Origin of the sequence: Kitasatospora sp. NPDC092286, assembly GCF_044755565.1 — a bacterium.
Taxonomy (GTDB): domain Bacteria; phylum Actinomycetota; class Actinomycetes; order Streptomycetales; family Streptomycetaceae; genus Kitasatospora.
In genome coordinates this window covers 65,577-82,612 of record NZ_JBIVRD010000005.1, presented here as the reverse complement: position 1 = coordinate 82,612, position 17,036 = coordinate 65,577, and the positions used below count along the sequence as shown (strand labels likewise).

Below are 17,036 nucleotides of genomic sequence, written 5' to 3'. Positions count from 1 at the left end.
GACGCTCCAGGGGGCGGCGGCGGGCCGGTCTCAGTCGTGGCCGAGGGCGGCGGCCTCGGTGAGGATCAGGTCCTCGATGCCGCGCAGGAAGCGCTCCATCGTGGGACGGGGGAGGACCGAGGCGTCCGCCGTCATCGCGAGTCGCAGGGCGTCCGCGGTCCGGAGGGCGTCCAGGGCGTAGGAGAGGCCGGGGCGCGGCTCGAACTCGACCGGCCAGTCGAGGGTGGTGCGGGCCCTGGCCAGGGCGAGCGGTTCCGGGGCGGCCGGTGGGGCGGCCGCGCCGCCGGCGGGCGCGGGCGGGGCCAGCTCGCGGGTGTCGTTGAAGACGCAGGAGCGGTCGGCCGTCGGGCCGTGCCCGGCGCGGAGGCGGGCGATGTCCTCGTCCCGCAGGGTCTGGTCGTAGTAGGCGTGCCGGTAGGTGGCGATCGACGCGGCGTGGGTGCGTCGGACGACATCCCCGAACTCCTTTCCGGCGTCCGCGAGATGGAACAGGCTCTCGCCCGCCACCGTGCTCACCGCCTGGGTCAGCCCGGGCAGGAAGCGGTTGCTGACCACCACCTGGAGCGTGGCGGCCGGCAGGCCGGAGAGCCGGGACGTCATCGCGGCGGCGGCCGCCAGCAGCACCGAGGAGGAGCTCACCCGGTGGGCGGCGGCGACCAGTTCGACGGCGCGCAGCAGCGCCGGGGAGCTGAGCACGGCGTTCGGGAACGGGCGCGGCTCCCCGGCCGGGGCGGGGAACTGCCGCGGCGGGCCGAGCCGCAGCTTGCGCAGGAAGTGCTGCCGGGCGTTGGCATCACGCCGCCGGCCGCGCTCGGAGGCCTGGAACGCGGCCTCCTCCAGAGGCTGTTGGGTGGCCGCCCGGCGCTCGGCCATCGCCTCCACCGGTTCGCCCAGGGCGAGTGCGGACAGGTCCATCACCACCTGGCTCATGCCCGAGCCGTCCACCGCCGTGTGCGAGAGGACCAGGCTCATGTGGCGGACCAGACCGCCCGATTCGACCAGGCCGACGCGGATCGGCCACTCGGTCGCGCAGTCGAACGGCCGCCCCGCCAGCTCGTCGTGCAACAGGCGCCCGGTTTCGGCGAGTTCGGCCGCGTCGCCGTCGCTGTGGCGGGTGTGCACGGGCAGCCGCCCCGCCGGGTCGACGGTCTGCCGCAGCCGGCCGTCGTCGTCCCGCAGCAGCCGGGTGTGCAGCCCGTCGTGCAGGTGGAGCAGGTGGGTGAGCGCGTCGAGGACCACCGGCACCGGAACTCCCGGGTCCAGCGGGGAGGACGCCGTGACGTTGTACCTCGGCGCGTCCGCCGGGGTCAGTTTGCCGACGGCGTCCCAGATGGCCTGCTGGCCCCAGGTGGCCGGTCCGGTGCCGGACCGGCCCGACGAGAAGGTGATCTCCAGCTGTTGACTCGTGGTCACCGTGTGGCTCTCCGATGTGCGGTTCTGGGCTCGGTGCTTGCTGCGTGGTGCCAGGGAAACGCGGGTGGTGCCAGGGCAAGAGTGTGGCGCACCGCCCTCCCCGCGTCGAGCCTCGGAACGCGCACGGGAGCCGCCGGGGTCACCGGCTGCCGGTGGTTCGGCGGGCCGAACCACCGGCCGGCGGGCGTCGGGAGCCGCCCGCTGTGGTCAGGCCCGGTCGGCGGTGACCAGGTGGTAGTCGAGCAGGCCGCTGCGCCAGGCGGGGAGGAAGTTGCGTGACCAGTGGCTGGGCGGGACGGTGCCCTCCAGATAGCGGTCGAAGCCCGGCCAGACCGCCGCTCCGATCGATTCGGCGGACACGCCGGTGAAGCCGGCCGCGGCGAGGTCCGCGGTGAAGCCGGTGATCGGGTGGGCCACGTCCAGGCCCTCGGCGAAGCTGGCGAGCATGATGCTCAACCGCTCGGCGACCTCCGGGCCGGAACTGAAGAAGGTGGTGACCGCCAGCCGGCCGCCGGGCCGCAGCACCCGGGCCGCCTCGTGCGCGAAGCCCGTCAGCCCGCGGAAGTGCTGGGCCGCCTCGACCGAGTAGACGCCGTCCAGCGAGCCGTTCGGGAAAGGCAGCTTGTCGGCCGAGCCGAGGGCGTAGGCGAGCCGGTCCGGGAAGACGGCCATGGCCTTGGCGTTGACCGTACGGGCGCGCTCGATCTGGTCCGGGTGGATGTCCACCCCGGTCACCGCCGCGAAGCGGAACTCGCGCAGGGCGAGTGTCGCACCCAGCCCCCGCCCGCAGCCGACCTCGGCCAGCCGCAGCCGCTCGGTCGGTGCCGGGAAGGCCCGCAACACCCGGCGGTACAACTCCTCCTGACTGTGCACCCGGTCCTCGGTGGTCGGTGATGCGGTGTCGATTCCGCTCCAGTCACCGAAGTTGATGAAGCCCCCCGCGAAGCTGGCCGCTCGTGCGAGATCGTCCGCGCCGTATGTCCGTCGTACGGTCGGGGGAATGTGGTTCTGATCCATCGGTGCCCAGTCTCCTCGCGCCTTGCCGCCCGGCCCTCGGGCGCGCTGAGGTACGTACCCAAACCGGTATGCGTCCGAACGCACAGGGTGACGGATGGGGTGCGCCAAGTACGGTGGTTGACGAGGCGTCAACCATACTCCTGGAACGGGGGGTCGTGGTGGCCGTCGAGCGTTCCGGCCCGCCTTCCGGTGCCGTCCCCGGGCCGTCTCTCCCGGGAGAAGGAGCGATAGCCGCCGCCGGGGACGCCGTGCGCGCCCGTGCCGATGCACGTGCCGGTGCGGGACGAGGGCCCCCGGGCAGGGGGAGGCGCCGGGGCCGGGCGGGGGCGAGACCTCCCGGACGGAGGGGAGTCGTACTACCCTGCGAGTGGGGGCGCAACAGAATGGCTGGAGAAGGGAATACCTTCCATGAGTACAGCCCAGCCCACGGCGATGACGCTGCCGATGCACCGCACCTGCCCGTTCGATCCGCCGCCGGAGTACCGGCACCTGCGCGCGCACGATCCGGTCGCCCGGCTGTCCTTCCCCGACGGAAAGACCGGCTGGCTGCTGACCCGGCACGAGGACGTCCGCGCCCTGCTGGCGGACGACCGGTTCAGCTCGGACCGGCTGCGGGCCTCCTCCCCGGTACGCCGGATCCCGGTCCGGCCCGAGGACGTCGGAGCCCGCTCCGGCCTGCTCATCACCATGGACCCGCCGGAGCACACCCACTACCGGCGGATGCTCACCCGCTACTTCACCGTGCGCCGCATGCGCGCCCTGGCACCCCGGATCGCACAGATCACCGCCGACCACCTGGACGCGATGGAGCGCGTCGGGCCCCCGGTGGACCTGGTGCGGACGTTCGCCCTGCCGATCCCCTCCCTGGTCATCTGCGAACTGCTCGGCGTGCCCTACGACGACCGCGACAGGTTCCAGCGCTGGACCTCGACCCTGCTCAACCTGGAGGTGGACGAGGACACCGCGCTGGCGGCCCGGGACGCCCTGCGCGACTACATGCTCGACCTGGCGGCCCGGAAGCGGAAGCACCCCGACGACGCCCTGCTCAGCGCCCTGCTGGCGGACGACGGCCCGGAGTCCGGGCTCACCGACGAGGAACTGGCGGGGATCGGCCGTCTGCTGCTGGTCGCCGGCCACGAGACCACGGCGAACATGCTGGCACTGGGCACCTTCACCCTGCTGACCCACCCCGGGCAACTGCGCGACCTGCGGGAACACCCGGAGCTCACCGGCCACGCGATCGAGGAACTGCTGCGCTACCTGACCATCGTGCAGTTCGGCACGGTGCGGGTCGCCACCGAGGACGTGGACATCGCCGGCCACCACGTCCGCGCCGGGGAGACCGTGGTCGCCTCGCTGGCCGCGGCCAACCGGGACCCGGAGCACTTCCGGAGCCCCGACCGGCTGGACCTCACCCGCGAGCTCTCCCAGCACGTCGCCTTCGGACACGGGATCCACCAGTGCCTGGGCCAGCAACTGGCCCGGGTGGAGATGGAGGTGGCCTTCCCCGCGCTCTTCCGGCGCTTCCCGACGCTGCGCCTGGCGGTACCGCCGGAGCAGGTGCCGATGCGCCACGACATGGCCATCTACGGCGTCCACGCGCTTCCGCTCACCTGGGACGGGTGACCGCACCATGAAGATCCGGATCGACATCGACCACGACCGCTGTCGTGGCGCCGGGCAGTGTGTGCTCACCGCGCCCGAGCTCTTCGACCAGTCGGAGGACGACGGCACCGTCGTGCTGCTGGAGAAGCACCCGCCGCCGGAGCTGCACCGCGCCGCCCGGCTCGCCGCGGCGCTCTGCCCCAACGCCGTCATCCGCGTCGTCGAGGACCCGTGAGCCGCGGAGGTGCCCAGGGGCGGGTCTCGGACATTTCCCGTCGGGCGTGCGTCACCGGTGAACGCCGGGCGGGGTGACAGCCGTTCTCGTTCACATGACGGTGATGATGATGGAGCGGGGCGCTGGCATGCTTGCGGGCATGGAGGACATCACGGGGGGGCGGGAGGCCCGGGAGCTGATCGCGGGCTGGCTCGCCCAGGAGCCGGCGGCCGGGTCGGCCGCGGACCGGGGCGAGCCGGACGATCAGGGCGTCCCGGACGGTGCGGACGGCCTGGACTTCCCGGTCGGCGGTGGGCTCGCGGTGCCGTCGGCGAGCGGGTACGAGGTCGCGCGGGCGGCCCGGGTGCTGGCCGTGCGGGGGCTCGGCAGAACCAGGCTGCCCCTGGTGCCGGACGGGCTGCGGCTGGTCGCCGAGGCGCTGGTGGTGGACGAGCACCCGTCCGTGGCCACCTGGACCCCGCTGGAGCGGGCGGAGGCGGTGGAATGGGTCGCGCTCCTGGTGCACCGTTTCGGCGAGGACGGGGTGCAGTCGCTGCTGGCGGAGCTGGTGAACCCGTCACTGCCGTAAGGCGGGTCTGAGTGCGGCCAGCCGCTCCTCCAGCTGCCGGACCACGGTGGTGTCGCCGAGTCCGGCGGACAGGCCGGCGGCGGTGCGCAGGTGCCGGGCGGCCTCGGCGGGGCGGCCGGAGTCGAGCAGGAAGTCCGCGAAGTGGCGCTCGGCCACGGCGTGCAGATGGACGGTGCCGGCCGCGCGGCAGAGCTCCAGCGTGTGCTGCCAGGCCCGGGCCGCCTCGGCCGGGCGGTCGAGCAGTTGCAGCGCGTGGGCCTCGTTGACCATCGCGGAGAGCTGGAAGGTGGCCTCCGGGTGGTCGGCGAGCAGGGTGCGGGCCTGCCTGGCCCGCCGCAGGGCCTGTCCGGCATCGCCGGCGAAGCCGTGCAGGGCGGCGGTGTTGCTGAGGGTGAACGGTGCGTGCTCGGTCAGGCCGTGCTCCTCGGTGAGGGCGACCGCCTGTTCGCCGAGCCGGACGGCCTCGCCGAACTCGCCGCGGGCCGCGGTGGCGACGGCGAGCACGGTGAGGGCGTGCACATGGACGTTCCCGCCCGTGTCGGCGGTCCGGGCGACCGCCCGGGCGGCCAGCCGGTGGGCCTCCTCGGCGCGGCCGGTGCCGCTGAGGGCGCGGGCGGCCGAAGCCTCCATCAGCGCGACGGCGGTCGGGTCGCCGGTCAGCAGCGCGGAGCGCAGCCCGGCCCGCAGGCAGCTCACCCGGTCCGTGCGGCGGCCGGTGCCGTAGTACAGGCAGTTGGCCAGGTAGGCCAGGCGCCAGGCGCGGTCGTGGTCGCCGAGGTCGGCGGCGGAGGTGACCAGGCCGCGGATGGTCGGCTCCTCGGCCCGGAACCAGTCCAGCGCCGACCGGACGGTGGACAGCCGCGGCCCGGACGGCGAGGGGAGGGCGGGCGGCGGGCCGAAGCAGTCGATGCCCGGCTGGAGCAGGGCGGCGCCGTGCGCGGCGACCGTGAGGTAGTGGTCGACCAGCGCCCGGGTGGCGGCGGTGCGCTCGGAGTCGGGCCGCTCGGCGAGGAGTTCGGCGCCGTAGAGCCGGATCAGGTCGTGCCGGCCGTAGCGGCCGGGGGTGCCCTCGGCGAGCAGGTGGTGGGCGGCGAGCGAGGAGAGCGCGCGGCGGGCCTCGGCGGGGTCGGTGCCCAGCAGGGCCGCGGCGGCGTGCGCGTCGACCTCGGGCCCGGGGTGGACGGCCAGCAGGGCGAGCAGGTTCTGCGCCGTGAAGGAGAGGTGACGCATCGTCAGGCCGAGCGCGGTGCGCACGCTGATCGTGCCCTGGGTGTCCAGGGCCTGCAACCGGGTGCGCTCGTCGGCGAGTTCGGGGACGAGGTCGGCGATCCCCCAGCCGGGCTGGGCGGCGAGCCGGGCGGCGGCGATCCGCAGGGCCAGCGGGAGCCGGTCGCACAGCTCGGCGACCTGGGCGACGGCCGCGGGCTCGGCGCGCACCCGGGCCGGGGTGAGCAGGTGCTCCAGCAGGCTGAAGGCGTCGTCGGCGGGCAGTGCGCCGAGCCGCAGCAGGGCGGCGCCCTCGGTCACCACCAGGTCCTCCAGCGAACTGCGGCTGGTGATCACGGTGGCGCAGTCCGGTCCGGCCGGCAGCAGGTCGGCCACCTCCTCGGCGTCGCGGACGTTGTCCAGGACGACCAGCAGCCGGCGCCGGCCGGTGAGCGAGCGGTAGAGCGCGGCCCGGGCGGGGAGGTCCTCGGGGAGCTCGCTCTCCTGGGCGCCCAGTGCGCCCAGGAACCGGCCCAGGACGTCGGCCGGCTGGGCGCGGTGGCCGGGGCCGAAACCGTTCAGGTCGGCGAAGAGCCGCCCGTCGGGGAAGGCGTCGGCCGCGGCGTGCGCCCACTGCACCACGGTGGCGGTCTTGCCGGCGCCCGCCGGGCCCGCCACGACGGCCAGGCTGCCGCTGCGGCGGCCGGCTCCGCACTCGGCGTCCAGCCAGCGCCGCTCGGCCGCCCGGCCGACGAAGCCGGCGGCCCGGCGGGGGAGCTGGCGGGCCGCCGACGGGCCGGAGTCCGGCCGGACGCGGCCCCGGCCGGGCTCCCGGGGGTCGGCCGCAAGGACGTCGTCGACGGCGGACTGGAGGGTCCGGCCGGGGGAGACCCCGAGTTCGGCGGTGAGCCGGCGACGGGCCCGGCGGTAGGCGGCGAGCGCGTCCGAGAGCCGGCCGGTCTGGTGCAGACAGCGGACCAGCAGGGCGCAGAGCGGCTCGCGCAGCCCGTCGGCCTCCACCGCGCGGTCGAGGTCGGGGATCGCGTCGGCGCCCCGGCCGAGCCGGAGCAGACGCTCCGCCCAGGACTCCAGCGCCCGGGCGCGGCCCTCGTCGAGGCGGTCGGCGAGGGCGTGGCGCAGCGTGGTGTCGGGCAGGTTGGCCAGGGCCGCGCCGTGCCAGAGGTCGAGGGCCTGGCGGAGCAGCCCGGCGGCGCGCTCGTCGCCGTCCGGGGCCTCCTCCCCGGCGGCCCGGGCGCAGAGGTGTTCGAAGAGCAGCGCGTCCACCGAGTCGGCCGGGCCGTCGAGGCGGTAGCCGGGTGTGCGGGTCAGCAGGGTGAGCGGGGAGCCGGCGATCAGCTTGCGCAGCGCGGCGATGTGGCCCTGGAGCGCGGCCCGGGCCTGGGCGGGCGGTTCGTCGCCCCAGAGCAGCTCGAAGAACCGTTCCACCGGGACGGTCCGGCCGAGGTCGAGTGCCAGCAGGGCCAGGACCCCGCACCGCTTCGCGCCGGGCGGGGTGAGGGTACGGCCGTCCGCCGTCCTCAGCTCAACCGCCCCCATGAGCCGAACAAACACAGTTCCCCCAGGTCAGAGCCCCCGCTTCTGGTCCTCGTCGAGAGGCAGGCCGCAGTCTAACCACGCCTGACATCCCGTCCGGTCGGCCGGTGGGACGGGTCGTTGGGCCCTGGGCCCCGCCGTTGCACGGTCGGGGCGGAATCCGGCGCGCGCTACGTCACCCGATGTACGCCCGCAATTCGCCGTGCGTTCTCCGGCGCCGCGCCCGGTGTTCACGGCCGGTGCGGGGCCGGAGGGCTGCGGACGGGGTCGGGGTCGGGGGAGCGGGCGGTGCTCCGCCCGGTCAGCGCATCTGGCGGGAGAGGTCCACCCGGACGCCGGAGCGGGAGACGCCGGCGGCGGAGCGCTCCGCCGCCGGGCGCTCTTCTGCGTGGTGCGTGGACGCGTGGTGCGTGGATGCGTGCCGCGCGGTGCTCTGTGGCGGGCGTTCGGTGACCGACGGGTCCGGTCCGGCCCGGTGCGGTCCGGAGACGGCGGCGAGGGCGAGGACCACGAGGACCAGCAGGGGCGTGCGCACGGTCGGAGCCTCCTTGTCGGGTCCGGTGGGTCGGGTCGGGTCGGGTCTGGCGGGCCGGGAGCGGACGGCGGTGCCCCCGGCCCGTCGGGGAGTGGCGGGCCGGGGACGGCAGGCGCACGGTCGGTCCGCCGGGTGCGGCCGCACCCGGCGGTGTCCGGCCGGCCGTGAGCGGGCGGCCGTCGGACACCCCGTCCGTGCTCCGGGAGGCCCACCGCGTCAGGGGCGACGGCGGGCGGCCCGGTGGTGGCCGTCCGGCGCCCGGACCGTGTTCACTCCGGACCGGGTGCCGACCTGTTCCACGGCCTCCGCCCTGGTCAACGGCGCGTCGGCGGTCGCCGGTTCACCACCCGGTGGACCGGCCGGACGTCGCCGGCGCGGCGGCGGCGGAGGGGACGGGCGGAGGCGTCCGGGGGCGCCGCGGACTGAACCGCAGGGCGGTTCGGTCCCGTAGACGACAGTGGCGGGACCGGTGACCACCGGCCCCGGGGACTGCGTCCTGCGGGACCTGAAGGAGATGCGCGATGAAACATGTTCGAGCCGTCGTCGTGACCGGCTGCGCGGTCGGGGCGCTCGCGGTGGCCGGCTCCGGGACGGCGTTCGCCTGGCATCCGAGCGACGCCTCACTGACCGTCGGCTGCCGAACCGAGGCCGGCCGGGTGGACCTGGTCCTGGGCAACAACTACCGCTCCTCGGGCGAGTACACGCTCACCCGGGCCGGCAGTGACGAGCGGTACCGCGGCACCGTCGAGGGCCACGGCTCGGTGAAGGTCACGGTGAGCTACTCGGGCAAGGGCGACACCTGGCGCTACCAGCTCGCCGACACCCAGATCGAGAAGCGGATCGCCGACGTGCCGCTCTGCGTCACGCCGACGCCCACGCCCACGCCGACCCCCACCCCGACGGCCACGCCGACGCCCACCCCGACGGCGACGCCCACGCCGACCGCCACCCCCACGCCGACCACGACGCCCACGACGCCCACGCCCACCGGCACTCCGACGCCGACCGCCACGCCCACCCCGAGCCGGACGCCCACGCCCACCGGGACGTCCAGCCGGACGCCGGGACCGTCGGCCAGTCCGACGCCGTCCGGCAGCGCGTCGCCCTCGCCGTCCGTGAGCCCGAGCGTCCCGGCGCCGCCGTCCGAGAGCGCCGGGCCCGTCCCCGGGGGCCTCGCGCACACCGGCGGTGGCGGCGACGGCGCCCTGATCGCGGGTGTCGGCGGCGGCGCGGTGCTGATCGGCGCGGGTGTGCTGGTCGCCGCGCGGCACCAGCACCGGCGTCGCACCGCCTGAACCTCCGCTCCACCGGGCCGAACCGCCGCTACGGCGGCCCGTCGGCGGGGTGCGGGCCGAGTGGCATCGCCCCCGCCGGCCGCTCAGGTGTGAGCGGTCAGCGGCACAGATCGGCCGCCCGCCGGTCCGACTGCCGGACCACCGTGGTGCCACCGGGCCGGCCGGACGGGGCGACCGCGCCGTGCGGCTGCCCGGCGCCCCCGGCCGGGCGGCCCGAGGCGGCCAGGAAGTCCGCGAAGCGGCGTTCGGCCGCGGCGTGGAGGCGGACGGTGCCCGCGTCCCGGCACCGCTCCACCGTCTCCCGCCAGGCCCGCTCGGCCTCGGCCGGGCGGTCGAGCAGGGACAGGGCGTGGGCCTCGGCGGCCATCGCGGTGAGGTGGCCGGCGGCCTCGGGGTGGTCGGCGAGCAGCCGGCGGGCCTTGCGGGCGTGGCGCAGCGCGGCCGGGCCGTCGCCCACGAGGCCGTACAGGTCGGCCGTGCGGGCATGGGCGAACGGCGCGTACCCGGCCGGACCGTGGGTGCGGGCCAGGGCGACCGCCTGCTCGCCCAGCCGGATGCCCTCGGCGATCCCGCCGCGCCCGGCGGTCGCGACCGCGAGGACGGTCAGCGCGCGGACCCGGATCTCGCCTCCGGTGGCGGCGCCGCGGGCGACGGCCTCGATGGCGAGCGCCTGGGCCTCGTCGGTGCGGCCGGCGCCGCCCAGGGCCTCGGCGAGGCCGCACTCCAGCGACGCGACGGCGGTCTGCTCACCGGTCCGCCGGGCGGACCGGAGCCCGGCACGCAGGCAGGTCACCCGGTCGACGGGGCGCCCGGCGGGCTCGTAGAGCCGGTCGGCCAGGTCGGCGAGCCGCCAGGCGCGATCGTGGTCGCCGGTCTCGGCGGCCCGGGCGACCAGGGCGCGCACGGTGGGCTCCTCGGCCTGGAACCAGGCCAGCGCGGTGCGGACCCCGGTGAACCGGGGGCCGGGCCGGCCGTTCGGTCCGGGAAGGGGTCCGGACGGCGGTCCGACGGCGGCCAGGCCGGGCTGGAGCAGGGCGGCGCCCTGGGCGGTGGCGGCCAGACAGTGGTCGAGCAGCGAGGTGACGGCGAGCGTCCTGGTGTACTCGGTGCGCTCGGCCAGCAGATCGGCGCTGTACAGACGGATCAGCTCAGGCCGGCGGTAGCGGCCCGGGCTGCTCTCGGTGAGCAGATGGTGCGCGGCCAGCGCACCGAGCGCGCGGCGGGCGGTGCCGGTGTCGGAGCCCAGCAGCGCGGCCGCCCCGTGGGCGTCGGTCTCCGGGCCGGGGTGGGCGGCGAGCAGCGCGAGCAGGCCCTCGGCGACGGACGGCAGCCGGCGCACCGTCCGGTCGAGGGCCGTGCGCAGGCCGACCGTGCCCCGGGTCTCCAGGGCCCGCAACCGGGTCGACTCGTCGGTGAGTTCGGGCAGCAGCTCGGCGATCGCCCAGCCGGGCTGGGCGGCGAGCCGGGTGGCGGCGATCCGGAGGGCGAGCGGGAGCCGGTCGCAGAGCTCCACCAGCCGGGCGGCGGCCTCCGGTTCGGCGCGGACCCGGGCCGGGGTGAGGGCGTGCTCCAGGAGCAGCAGCGCGTCGGCGGCGGGCAGCGGGCCGAGCCGGAGCGGAGCGGCGCCCTCGGTGACCACGAGATCCTCCAGCGAGTTTCGGCTGGTGACGACGGTGGCGCAGCCCGGTCCGGCCGGCAGCAGATCGGCGATGGACTCGGCGGCCCGGACGTTGTCCAGGACGACCAGCAGCCGGCGCTGCCGGGTCAGCGACCGGTAGAGCGCGGCCCGGGACGGCGCGTCCGGCGGCAGTTCGTGCTCCGGGGTGCCGAGCGCCCGCAGGAACCGGTCCAGGACGTCGGCCGGCCGGGCGTCGTGGTCGGGGCCGAAGCCCTGAAGGTCCGCGAAGAGCTGGCCGTCCGGGAACGCGTCGGCGCCGCGGTGCGCCCACTCGACCACGGTGGCCGTCTTGCCGGCGCCCGCCGGGCCGGCCACCACGGCCAGGCTGCCGCGGCGGTCCGGCCCGCACTCCGTGTCCAGCCATCGCAGTTCCGCCGTGCGGCCGACGAACCGGCCGAAGCGGCGTGGCAGCAGGCGGGCCACCTGGCCGTCGTCGGCCGCCGGCCGCGTGCCGTCGGCGGGGGCGGTCGCCGGGCCGGGCCGCCCGGCCGCCGCCGCGGAGGCGTCGTCGGCCAGGATGTCGTCGACGGCGGACTGCAGCGTCCGCCCGGGCGGGATGCCCAGCTCCGCGGCGAGCCGGCGGCGGGCCCGGTGGTAGACGGCGAGCGCGTCCGGGAAGCGTCCGGCCTGGTACAGGCAGCGCACCAGCAGGGCGGCGACCGGTTCGTGCAACTCGTCGGCGTGGACGCTCCGTTCGAGCTCCGGTATCGCGTCCGCACCCCGGCCGGCCCGCAGCCGGTACGCCGACCAGCTCTCCAGGGCGCGGGTGCGGGCACCGTGCAGCTGGCCGGCGAGGGAGCGGCGCAGCGGGGTCTCGGGGAGGTTGGCCAGGGCGGTGCCGCGCCAGAGGCCGAGCGCCTCGCGGAGCAGCCTGTCCACCTGCTCGCACTGCTCCGGTCCGCTCTCCTCGGCGGCCTGCGCGCACAGCCGGGTGAAGTGCAGGGCGTCCACGAGCCGGGCCTCGCCGTCGAGCCGGTAGCCCGGCGCGCGGGTGGCGAGCGTGAACGGTGATCCGGCGAAGAGCTTGCGCAGCGCGGCGATGTGGCCCTGGAGCGCGGCCCGCGCCTGGGCCGGCGGTTCGTCGCCCCAGAGCAGCTCGAAGAACCGCTCCACCGGGACGGTCCGCCCCAGCTCCATGGCCAGCAGGGCGAGTACGGCGCAGCGCTTGGCTCCGGCGGGTTCGAGGACGCGGCCGTCGGCGGTCCGCAGCTCGACCGGCCCCAATAGGCGAACGAACACCTCAGCCTCCCCCGCCCGGATCTCCCCGATTGACCCTCTTCTGACCCTCTTCGGGCAGTTGCAGCGGCAGTCTAGCCAGGTCGGAGCCGGTGTCAGGGGGGCCTGTCGGACCGGGCGGTGGCGGGAATACCCGGACTTTCCCGTCGTGGGGCGGGGAGTCGGGCGGCTCGTGGACACCGGGTGAACGCCCGGCCGTTACCGGAAATTCTTCGACGGTAGGTCGATTCGTTACATGAACGCGACAGGCGGGCTCCGGAGGTGGGCCCGGCGCGGCCGGTGCGGGGCGGCCGGGGCGGCCGCGCGGGTGAACCGGAGCCGGGGAGTGGTCCGTCGAGGGAGGTACGGGGCCGATCGGCACTCGTGCGCCGACGCTTGGGAGGACAGCCGTGCTGCGTATGAACGGGCCGTGGAGGGTCACGGTGATCGGCAAGGACGCCGACTATGACCAGCGGGTGGTGATCCGCAGCCCGTACGGCACCAATGTGCTGGCCGGCCGGGTGGGCGCGTGGTTCGACGTCCGGGACGACGAGTGGACGCTGGCGCTGGAACACAGCTGGGGCGCCGGCTGGCGGCCCAACGTCCGGGTGATTCCCGGCCCGGTCTCGGCGGGGGAGGGCGGGCTCCGCAGCCGGATCGTCCGCAGCAAGGACGTCGACTGGCCGGGCGGTGACCCCACCGAGCGGAACTTCGTGCTGCGGCTGGACGCCCTGGAGTCGGCCACGGTCCTGACCGACGCGGTGCGCAGGACCGCCGGGGTGGTGACGGATCAGCGTGCCTCGGCCGGCCGGGCCGCGTTGGGGCCGGCGTCGGCGTCGCGGATCAGGACCAGTTCGGACCCGGGCCCCGGCACCGTCGGCGGGCAGAGCACGCGTCCGGTGGAGACGGGGCGCGAGGTCGGGCGCGAGGCGGTCCGCGGCGTCCCGGCCGAGCGGACGGCGTCGGCCCGGCCCTGGTGACCGCGGGTGGGGCGGGGCTGCCGGTCCCGGCGGCCCCGCCCCGCGCCTACTTGTCGATCCGGAACGTCTCGCCGTAGACCTTCCACACCAGCGGGGTGTGCAGGTCGAGGTTGCCGGCCTGGAGGAAGACCCGCTGGGCGGTGTCGACCCGGCTGGTGTCGTCGTGGGCCGCCTCGGTGCGCATGGCGGCGGCGCGGGCGTCGAGGAACGCGGCGATGTACGCCTTCTCGTCGCCGCCCTGGGCGGGCGTCTTCGCCTTCTTCAGCGCGGCGGCCCTGATGCCCCCGAAGCTGTCCGCGCTGTTGCCCGGGCCGTGCATCACGATGGCGTCGTAGTAGGCGAGTTGGCCGAGCGCGTGCAGGCCGTCCGTCTTCGCCTGGGAGACCGCCGGGTTGAAGTAGACCCGGTCGCGCATGTCCTCCTGGGCCTGGCGGAACGCCGGGTCGGCGGCGGCCTTCTTCCAGGCGGACGCGAAGTCCGGGTCCAGCCCGGAGTGCGAGGCGGAGCCGTTCACCTTCTCCAGGGCGGGCAGGTACTCGGCCAGTGGGTTGCCGGGCTTCAACTCGCGGTAGTGGCGGACGAGATCGAGCATGTCCCCGGTGCCGGAGCAGAAGCCGACGATGCCGCCGGTGTAGCCGCGGCCGTCCTTGATGTCCTCGAGGTAGGCGAACTGGGCCTTCCAGTCGAGCGAGGAGTTCTCGGCAGTGGAGACGAACTGCTGGGCGATGTCCTTGAGCCGGGGGTCGGTGAGGTCGCCGGAGCCGGTGGCGGGACCGGACGGTGAGCCGGACGGGTGGCCGGAGGGCGACGGAGAGCCGGACGGGTGGCCGGAGGGGGTGCCGGACGGCTGGGTGGTCCGGTGGGGCCGGCCGGTCGCGGGCGGCTTCGGAGTGTTGGACTTGGCCGTGGGGCTCGACGTGGGGCCCGGCGCCGCGGCGGCGGGCAGGGCCGGGAGGACGCCGGTCACGAGCAGGGCCGTGAGGGCGACGCGCAGGGACGCCGGCCGGATCGGCCGGACAGGCTGGGACCGCATGGGGACTCCGTGGTGGTCTTCGTCCGCCGGGCTCCACCGGCAGGGGGCTTCGGGGTCCGCAGGCGTCCGCGTGTCCCCGCTCTGGACAACGGGCCGGTGCGGGACGGCGGTTCAGTTCGGCTCGGTCGGCTCCGCAGGGGAGTCCGGTTCGGCCGGCTCAGGTGGTTCGGTCGGCTCGGCCGGCGGAAGCCCGATGCCCGGGGTGAGCCGGAACCGCTCCGGGCGCCTGACCTGGCGGCGGTCCGCCGGGGCCGTCCGGTCGCGGCGGGTCAGCCAGGCGCGCACCCGGCCTCGCGCGCCGGCGTTCCGCTCGGCGGGATCGCCCGTCAGCGCGCCGCCCGCCTCGCGCAGCAGGACCCGGGCGGGGCGGCCGGCCTCCTCGTCGGCGGCCTCCACGTCGACCACGATGAAGCCGGTGCCCGGCGCGAACACCGCCTGCGGTTCCTCGCCGGCCGAGTCGAAGGCGGAAGTCCGCCGGGCGGTGACCGACAGCACGGCGAACTCCACCGTGACCGGGCCGAGTTCGACGGCGGGCGAGGTCAGCCCGGCCAGCGGTGCGGGCTCCAGCAGCTCGCGGCCGACCGGATAGGCCGCCAGCAGGTCCGCCACCTGCTCGACGTGCGCGCCGAGCAGCACCACACCCTGGTGGCTCGGCAACCGCCGCAGGCCGGAACCGAGGCAGTTCAGGAACGCGAGGTGCGGGCCGGTGCCCCCGGCGCGGGCCTCGGCGGCCAGTTCGGTCCGGCTCACCGGGACACCGGTGTCGGCGTGGTGCAGCAGGACGGCCGCCAGATCGGCCTTGATGTCGTCCTTGGTGGTGGAGCGCAGACCCGGCAGCCGGGTCGCGGCCTCCTCGACCCGGCCGACGCAGCGCTGGTAGTGGCTGCCGAGCAGCGCCCGGACGGCCTCCCGGTCGGCGGGGCTGCTGACGGCCACGGGCACGGTGAACTCCTCGGCCCGGAAGGCCCGGAAGACGTGCACGGCGAGGGGATCCGGGTCGGGCCCGGGGGCGGAGGGCTCCGGTTCCCCGGGGCCGGGCTCGGGGCCGGGGTTCGGTCCGGGGGCCGGCCCCGGCTCCGTTCCCGTTCCCGTTCGCGGAAGCGGGTCCGGAGGAGGGAACGGCAACGGAGCCGGTTCGGCCTCCGGCGCGGCCGTGGTGGGGGGTTCGGTTCCGGCCGGGGTCCGGAGCCCCGTGGCGGGCTCGTCCGCGCCGGCGGTGCCCGCCGTGGCGGAGGCGGCGGGACGGTCGGGCCCGGGCGGTTGCGGTACGGCGCCGGGGGCGTCTCCGCTGCTGCTGGTGGCCACCCGGGGGATGTCGGGGATGCCGGGGGCGCCGGCCGGGCCGGGCGCCTCCGGTCCGCCACGGGGGGCCTCGCCGGTGCCGCCGGTGGACACCAGCGGACCGGAGGAGGTCCGCGTCGGGGCAGGGGGCTCCGGTACGGCGGTAGGGAACTCCGCAGGGGGGACCTGCGAGGCGGGGAACCCCGTGGTGGCGAACTCCTCCGTGGCGAACTCCGCCGTGGTGAGCTCCGCGGTGGGGAACTCCGCCGTGGGGGACTGCCCGGCGGTGAGTTCCGCGGCGGGCGGTTCCGACGCGGCGCCGAGGGGCGCGACCCGGCCGGTGGTGATGACGGGCCGGGGCGCGGTGAGCGGGTCCGGCTCGGCGGCCAGGGCCGGCCGGGCGGACACCGGCGCGGGGGCCGGGCCGGGGACGGGCCCGAGGCCGTACGAGACCGCCTCGGCGCCCGCCGCCGCATCGCCGGGCTGGTCGGAGCCCAGCCACTCCAGGCCGTGCAGCCGGGCGATGAAGCGGGCGGTCCGCTCGGAGCCCGGCTCCAGGATGCCGTGGGCCAGCAGGCCGAAGTTCTGCGCACCGGCGGCCGGGAGCCGGTCGAGCAGGCTGCTCAGCTCCTCCCACACCTCGGCGCCGACCGGGCGGTCCCGCTCGCCGACGATGAGCAGCGGGCGGCCCGGGTCGGCCCGGCGGAAGCGCGGGGCGCACAGGTGCGGCGGGTCGGGGCGCAGCCAGAGCCCGGCGGGCACGGCCTCCAGGGACCAGTACGGGAAGGCCTGGAACAGCGCGGGCCCGGCGGGTTGCCAGGACGCGCCGCCGTTGCGCCAGGCGGACGGGACGGTGGGGCGCCCGGCCGAGGCGGTGAGCCGCAGCAGGTAGGGCTCCCAGCCGGCGTGGCCGCGGGCGTCGACCGTCCGGGAGGTGGGGCCGCCGGGGCCGTGCACGGGCAGGCCGACGGCGGCCTGGACGGGGCGGCCGAGGCGGGCGGCCAGGGTGCCGGTGAGCGCGGAGAGTTCGTCGGGGGCCGCCCACGGCGCGCTGAGCAGCAGGGCGGCGCCGCCGACGGGAAGGGTCCGGACGGTCTCGGCGAGGTCTTCGGGCAGCAGCACCGGCTGGCCGGGGGTGCCGACCAGCAGCACCAGCGCGCCGGGCGGGGCGGCGAGGAGGCCGAGCGCCGGGAACGGCCCGCCGGGCTGGGCGCTCAGATGGGTGAGCCAGTATCCGGCGGGCAGCCGGGCCACCCGGACCGCCGCCGGGTGCTGCGGGTGCGGCGCGGGTTCGGGTGTCGGCGGGGGGGGCGGGGGCGCGGCGGGGGGGGGGCGCCCCGCCCCCCCCCCCCCCGGCGCCCGCCCCGGGCGCCGGGCGGGGGCGGGGGGGCCCCGCCCCCCCGGGGCGGGGTCCCCCCCCC

Annotated in this window: 12 protein-coding genes; 5 read left to right on the top strand and 7 right to left on the bottom strand. The window is 76.7% G+C overall.

The features are described from left to right. Window positions 1-30 precede the first annotated feature (30 nt). Together ACIQIB_RS06975 and ACIQIB_RS06970 are read right to left on the bottom strand one after the other, a co-directional pair. Window positions 31-1,413 carry a condensation domain-containing protein gene (locus ACIQIB_RS06975; RefSeq protein ID WP_400757109.1) on the bottom strand — a complete coding sequence of 461 codons (1,383 nt, stop codon included), beginning with the start codon at window positions 1,411-1,413 and terminating at the stop codon, window positions 31-33. A 207-nt stretch (window positions 1,414-1,620) separates the two neighbouring features. Continuing rightward, window positions 1,621-2,430, bottom strand: a complete 810-nt coding sequence (locus ACIQIB_RS06970) for a class I SAM-dependent methyltransferase (protein ID WP_400757108.1) — start codon at window positions 2,428-2,430, stop codon at window positions 1,621-1,623. A gap of 408 nt (window positions 2,431-2,838) precedes the next feature. On the opposite strand from ACIQIB_RS06970, the gene ACIQIB_RS06965 reads away from it, so the two are divergent. From ACIQIB_RS06965 to ACIQIB_RS06955, 3 genes are all read left to right on the top strand, one after another. Next, window positions 2,839-4,056, top strand: a complete 1,218-nt coding sequence (locus ACIQIB_RS06965; RefSeq protein ID WP_363604927.1) for a cytochrome P450 — start codon at window positions 2,839-2,841, stop codon at window positions 4,054-4,056. Window positions 4,057-4,063: 7 nt separating this feature from the next. Further along, window positions 4,064-4,270 carry a ferredoxin gene (locus ACIQIB_RS06960; RefSeq protein WP_400650417.1) on the top strand — a complete coding sequence of 69 codons (207 nt, stop codon included), beginning with the start codon at window positions 4,064-4,066 and terminating at the stop codon, window positions 4,268-4,270. A gap of 139 nt (window positions 4,271-4,409) precedes the next feature. Then, window positions 4,410-4,838 carry a hypothetical protein gene (locus ACIQIB_RS06955; RefSeq protein ID WP_400757106.1) on the top strand — a complete coding sequence of 143 codons (429 nt, stop codon included), beginning with the start codon at window positions 4,410-4,412 and terminating at the stop codon, window positions 4,836-4,838. Here ACIQIB_RS06955 and ACIQIB_RS06950 read toward each other — a convergent pair. Together ACIQIB_RS06950 and ACIQIB_RS06945 are read right to left on the bottom strand one after the other, a co-directional pair. Then, window positions 4,827-7,601 (bottom strand): BTAD domain-containing putative transcriptional regulator, encoded by a 2,775-nt coding sequence (locus tag ACIQIB_RS06950; RefSeq protein ID WP_400757104.1) that lies wholly within the window; start codon window positions 7,599-7,601, stop codon window positions 4,827-4,829. The two genes, ACIQIB_RS06955 and ACIQIB_RS06950, sit on opposite strands and share 12 nt — an antisense overlap. A 298-nt stretch (window positions 7,602-7,899) precedes the next feature. Further along, window positions 7,900-8,133 carry a hypothetical protein gene (locus ACIQIB_RS06945; protein ID WP_400757102.1) on the bottom strand — a complete coding sequence of 78 codons (234 nt, stop codon included), beginning with the start codon at window positions 8,131-8,133 and terminating at the stop codon, window positions 7,900-7,902. 521 nt (window positions 8,134-8,654) lie between these two features. Here ACIQIB_RS06945 and ACIQIB_RS06940 point away from each other — a divergent pair. Next, a complete protein-coding gene (locus tag ACIQIB_RS06940) occupies window positions 8,655-9,428 on the top strand; it encodes a hypothetical protein (RefSeq protein WP_400757101.1) in 774 nt (257 codons plus the stop codon). 97 nt (window positions 9,429-9,525) lie between these two features. Here ACIQIB_RS06940 and ACIQIB_RS06935 read toward each other — a convergent pair whose 3' ends face one another. After that, window positions 9,526-12,345, bottom strand: coding sequence for an AfsR/SARP family transcriptional regulator (locus ACIQIB_RS06935; protein ID WP_400757100.1), 2,820 nt, complete (start codon window positions 12,343-12,345; stop codon window positions 9,526-9,528). Between the two features lie 386 nt (window positions 12,346-12,731). On the opposite strand from ACIQIB_RS06935, the gene ACIQIB_RS06930 reads away from it, so the two are divergent. Further along, the gene (locus tag ACIQIB_RS06930) at window positions 12,732-13,301 is read left to right on the top strand and encodes a hypothetical protein (protein ID WP_400757098.1); all 570 of its coding nucleotides are present in this window, start codon (window positions 12,732-12,734) and stop codon (window positions 13,299-13,301) included. A 46-nt stretch (window positions 13,302-13,347) separates the two neighbouring features. Here ACIQIB_RS06930 and ACIQIB_RS06925 read toward each other — a convergent pair whose 3' ends face one another. Then, window positions 13,348-14,334, bottom strand: a complete 987-nt coding sequence (locus ACIQIB_RS06925) for a chitosanase (RefSeq protein WP_363604916.1) — start codon at window positions 14,332-14,334, stop codon at window positions 13,348-13,350. Window positions 14,335-14,445: 111 nt separating this feature from the next. Beyond that, the gene (locus ACIQIB_RS06920; protein WP_400757096.1) at window positions 14,446-16,869 is read right to left on the bottom strand and encodes a hypothetical protein; all 2,424 of its coding nucleotides are present in this window, start codon (window positions 16,867-16,869) and stop codon (window positions 14,446-14,448) included. Between the last annotated feature and the right edge of the window lie 167 nt (window positions 16,870-17,036).

Excerpts from the sequence above, each read along its gene's own strand:
- ACIQIB_RS06960 (WP_400650417.1), top strand. The coding sequence starts at position 4,064 with ATGAAGATCCGGATCGACATCGACCACGACCGCTGTCGTGGCGCCGGG.
- ACIQIB_RS06955 (WP_400757106.1), top strand. The coding sequence starts at position 4,410 with ATGGAGGACATCACGGGGGGGCGGGAGGCCCGGGAGCTGATCGCGGGC.
- ACIQIB_RS06970 (WP_400757108.1), bottom strand. The coding sequence starts at position 2,430 with ATGGATCAGAACCACATTCCCCCGACCGTACGACGGACATACGGCGCG.
- ACIQIB_RS06965 (WP_363604927.1), top strand. The coding sequence starts at position 2,839 with ATGAGTACAGCCCAGCCCACGGCGATGACGCTGCCGATGCACCGCACC.
- ACIQIB_RS06925 (WP_363604916.1), bottom strand. The coding sequence starts at position 14,334 with ATGCGGTCCCAGCCTGTCCGGCCGATCCGGCCGGCGTCCCTGCGCGTC.
- ACIQIB_RS06950 (WP_400757104.1), bottom strand. The coding sequence starts at position 7,601 with ATGGGGGCGGTTGAGCTGAGGACGGCGGACGGCCGTACCCTCACCCCG.
- ACIQIB_RS06940 (WP_400757101.1), top strand. The coding sequence starts at position 8,655 with ATGAAACATGTTCGAGCCGTCGTCGTGACCGGCTGCGCGGTCGGGGCG.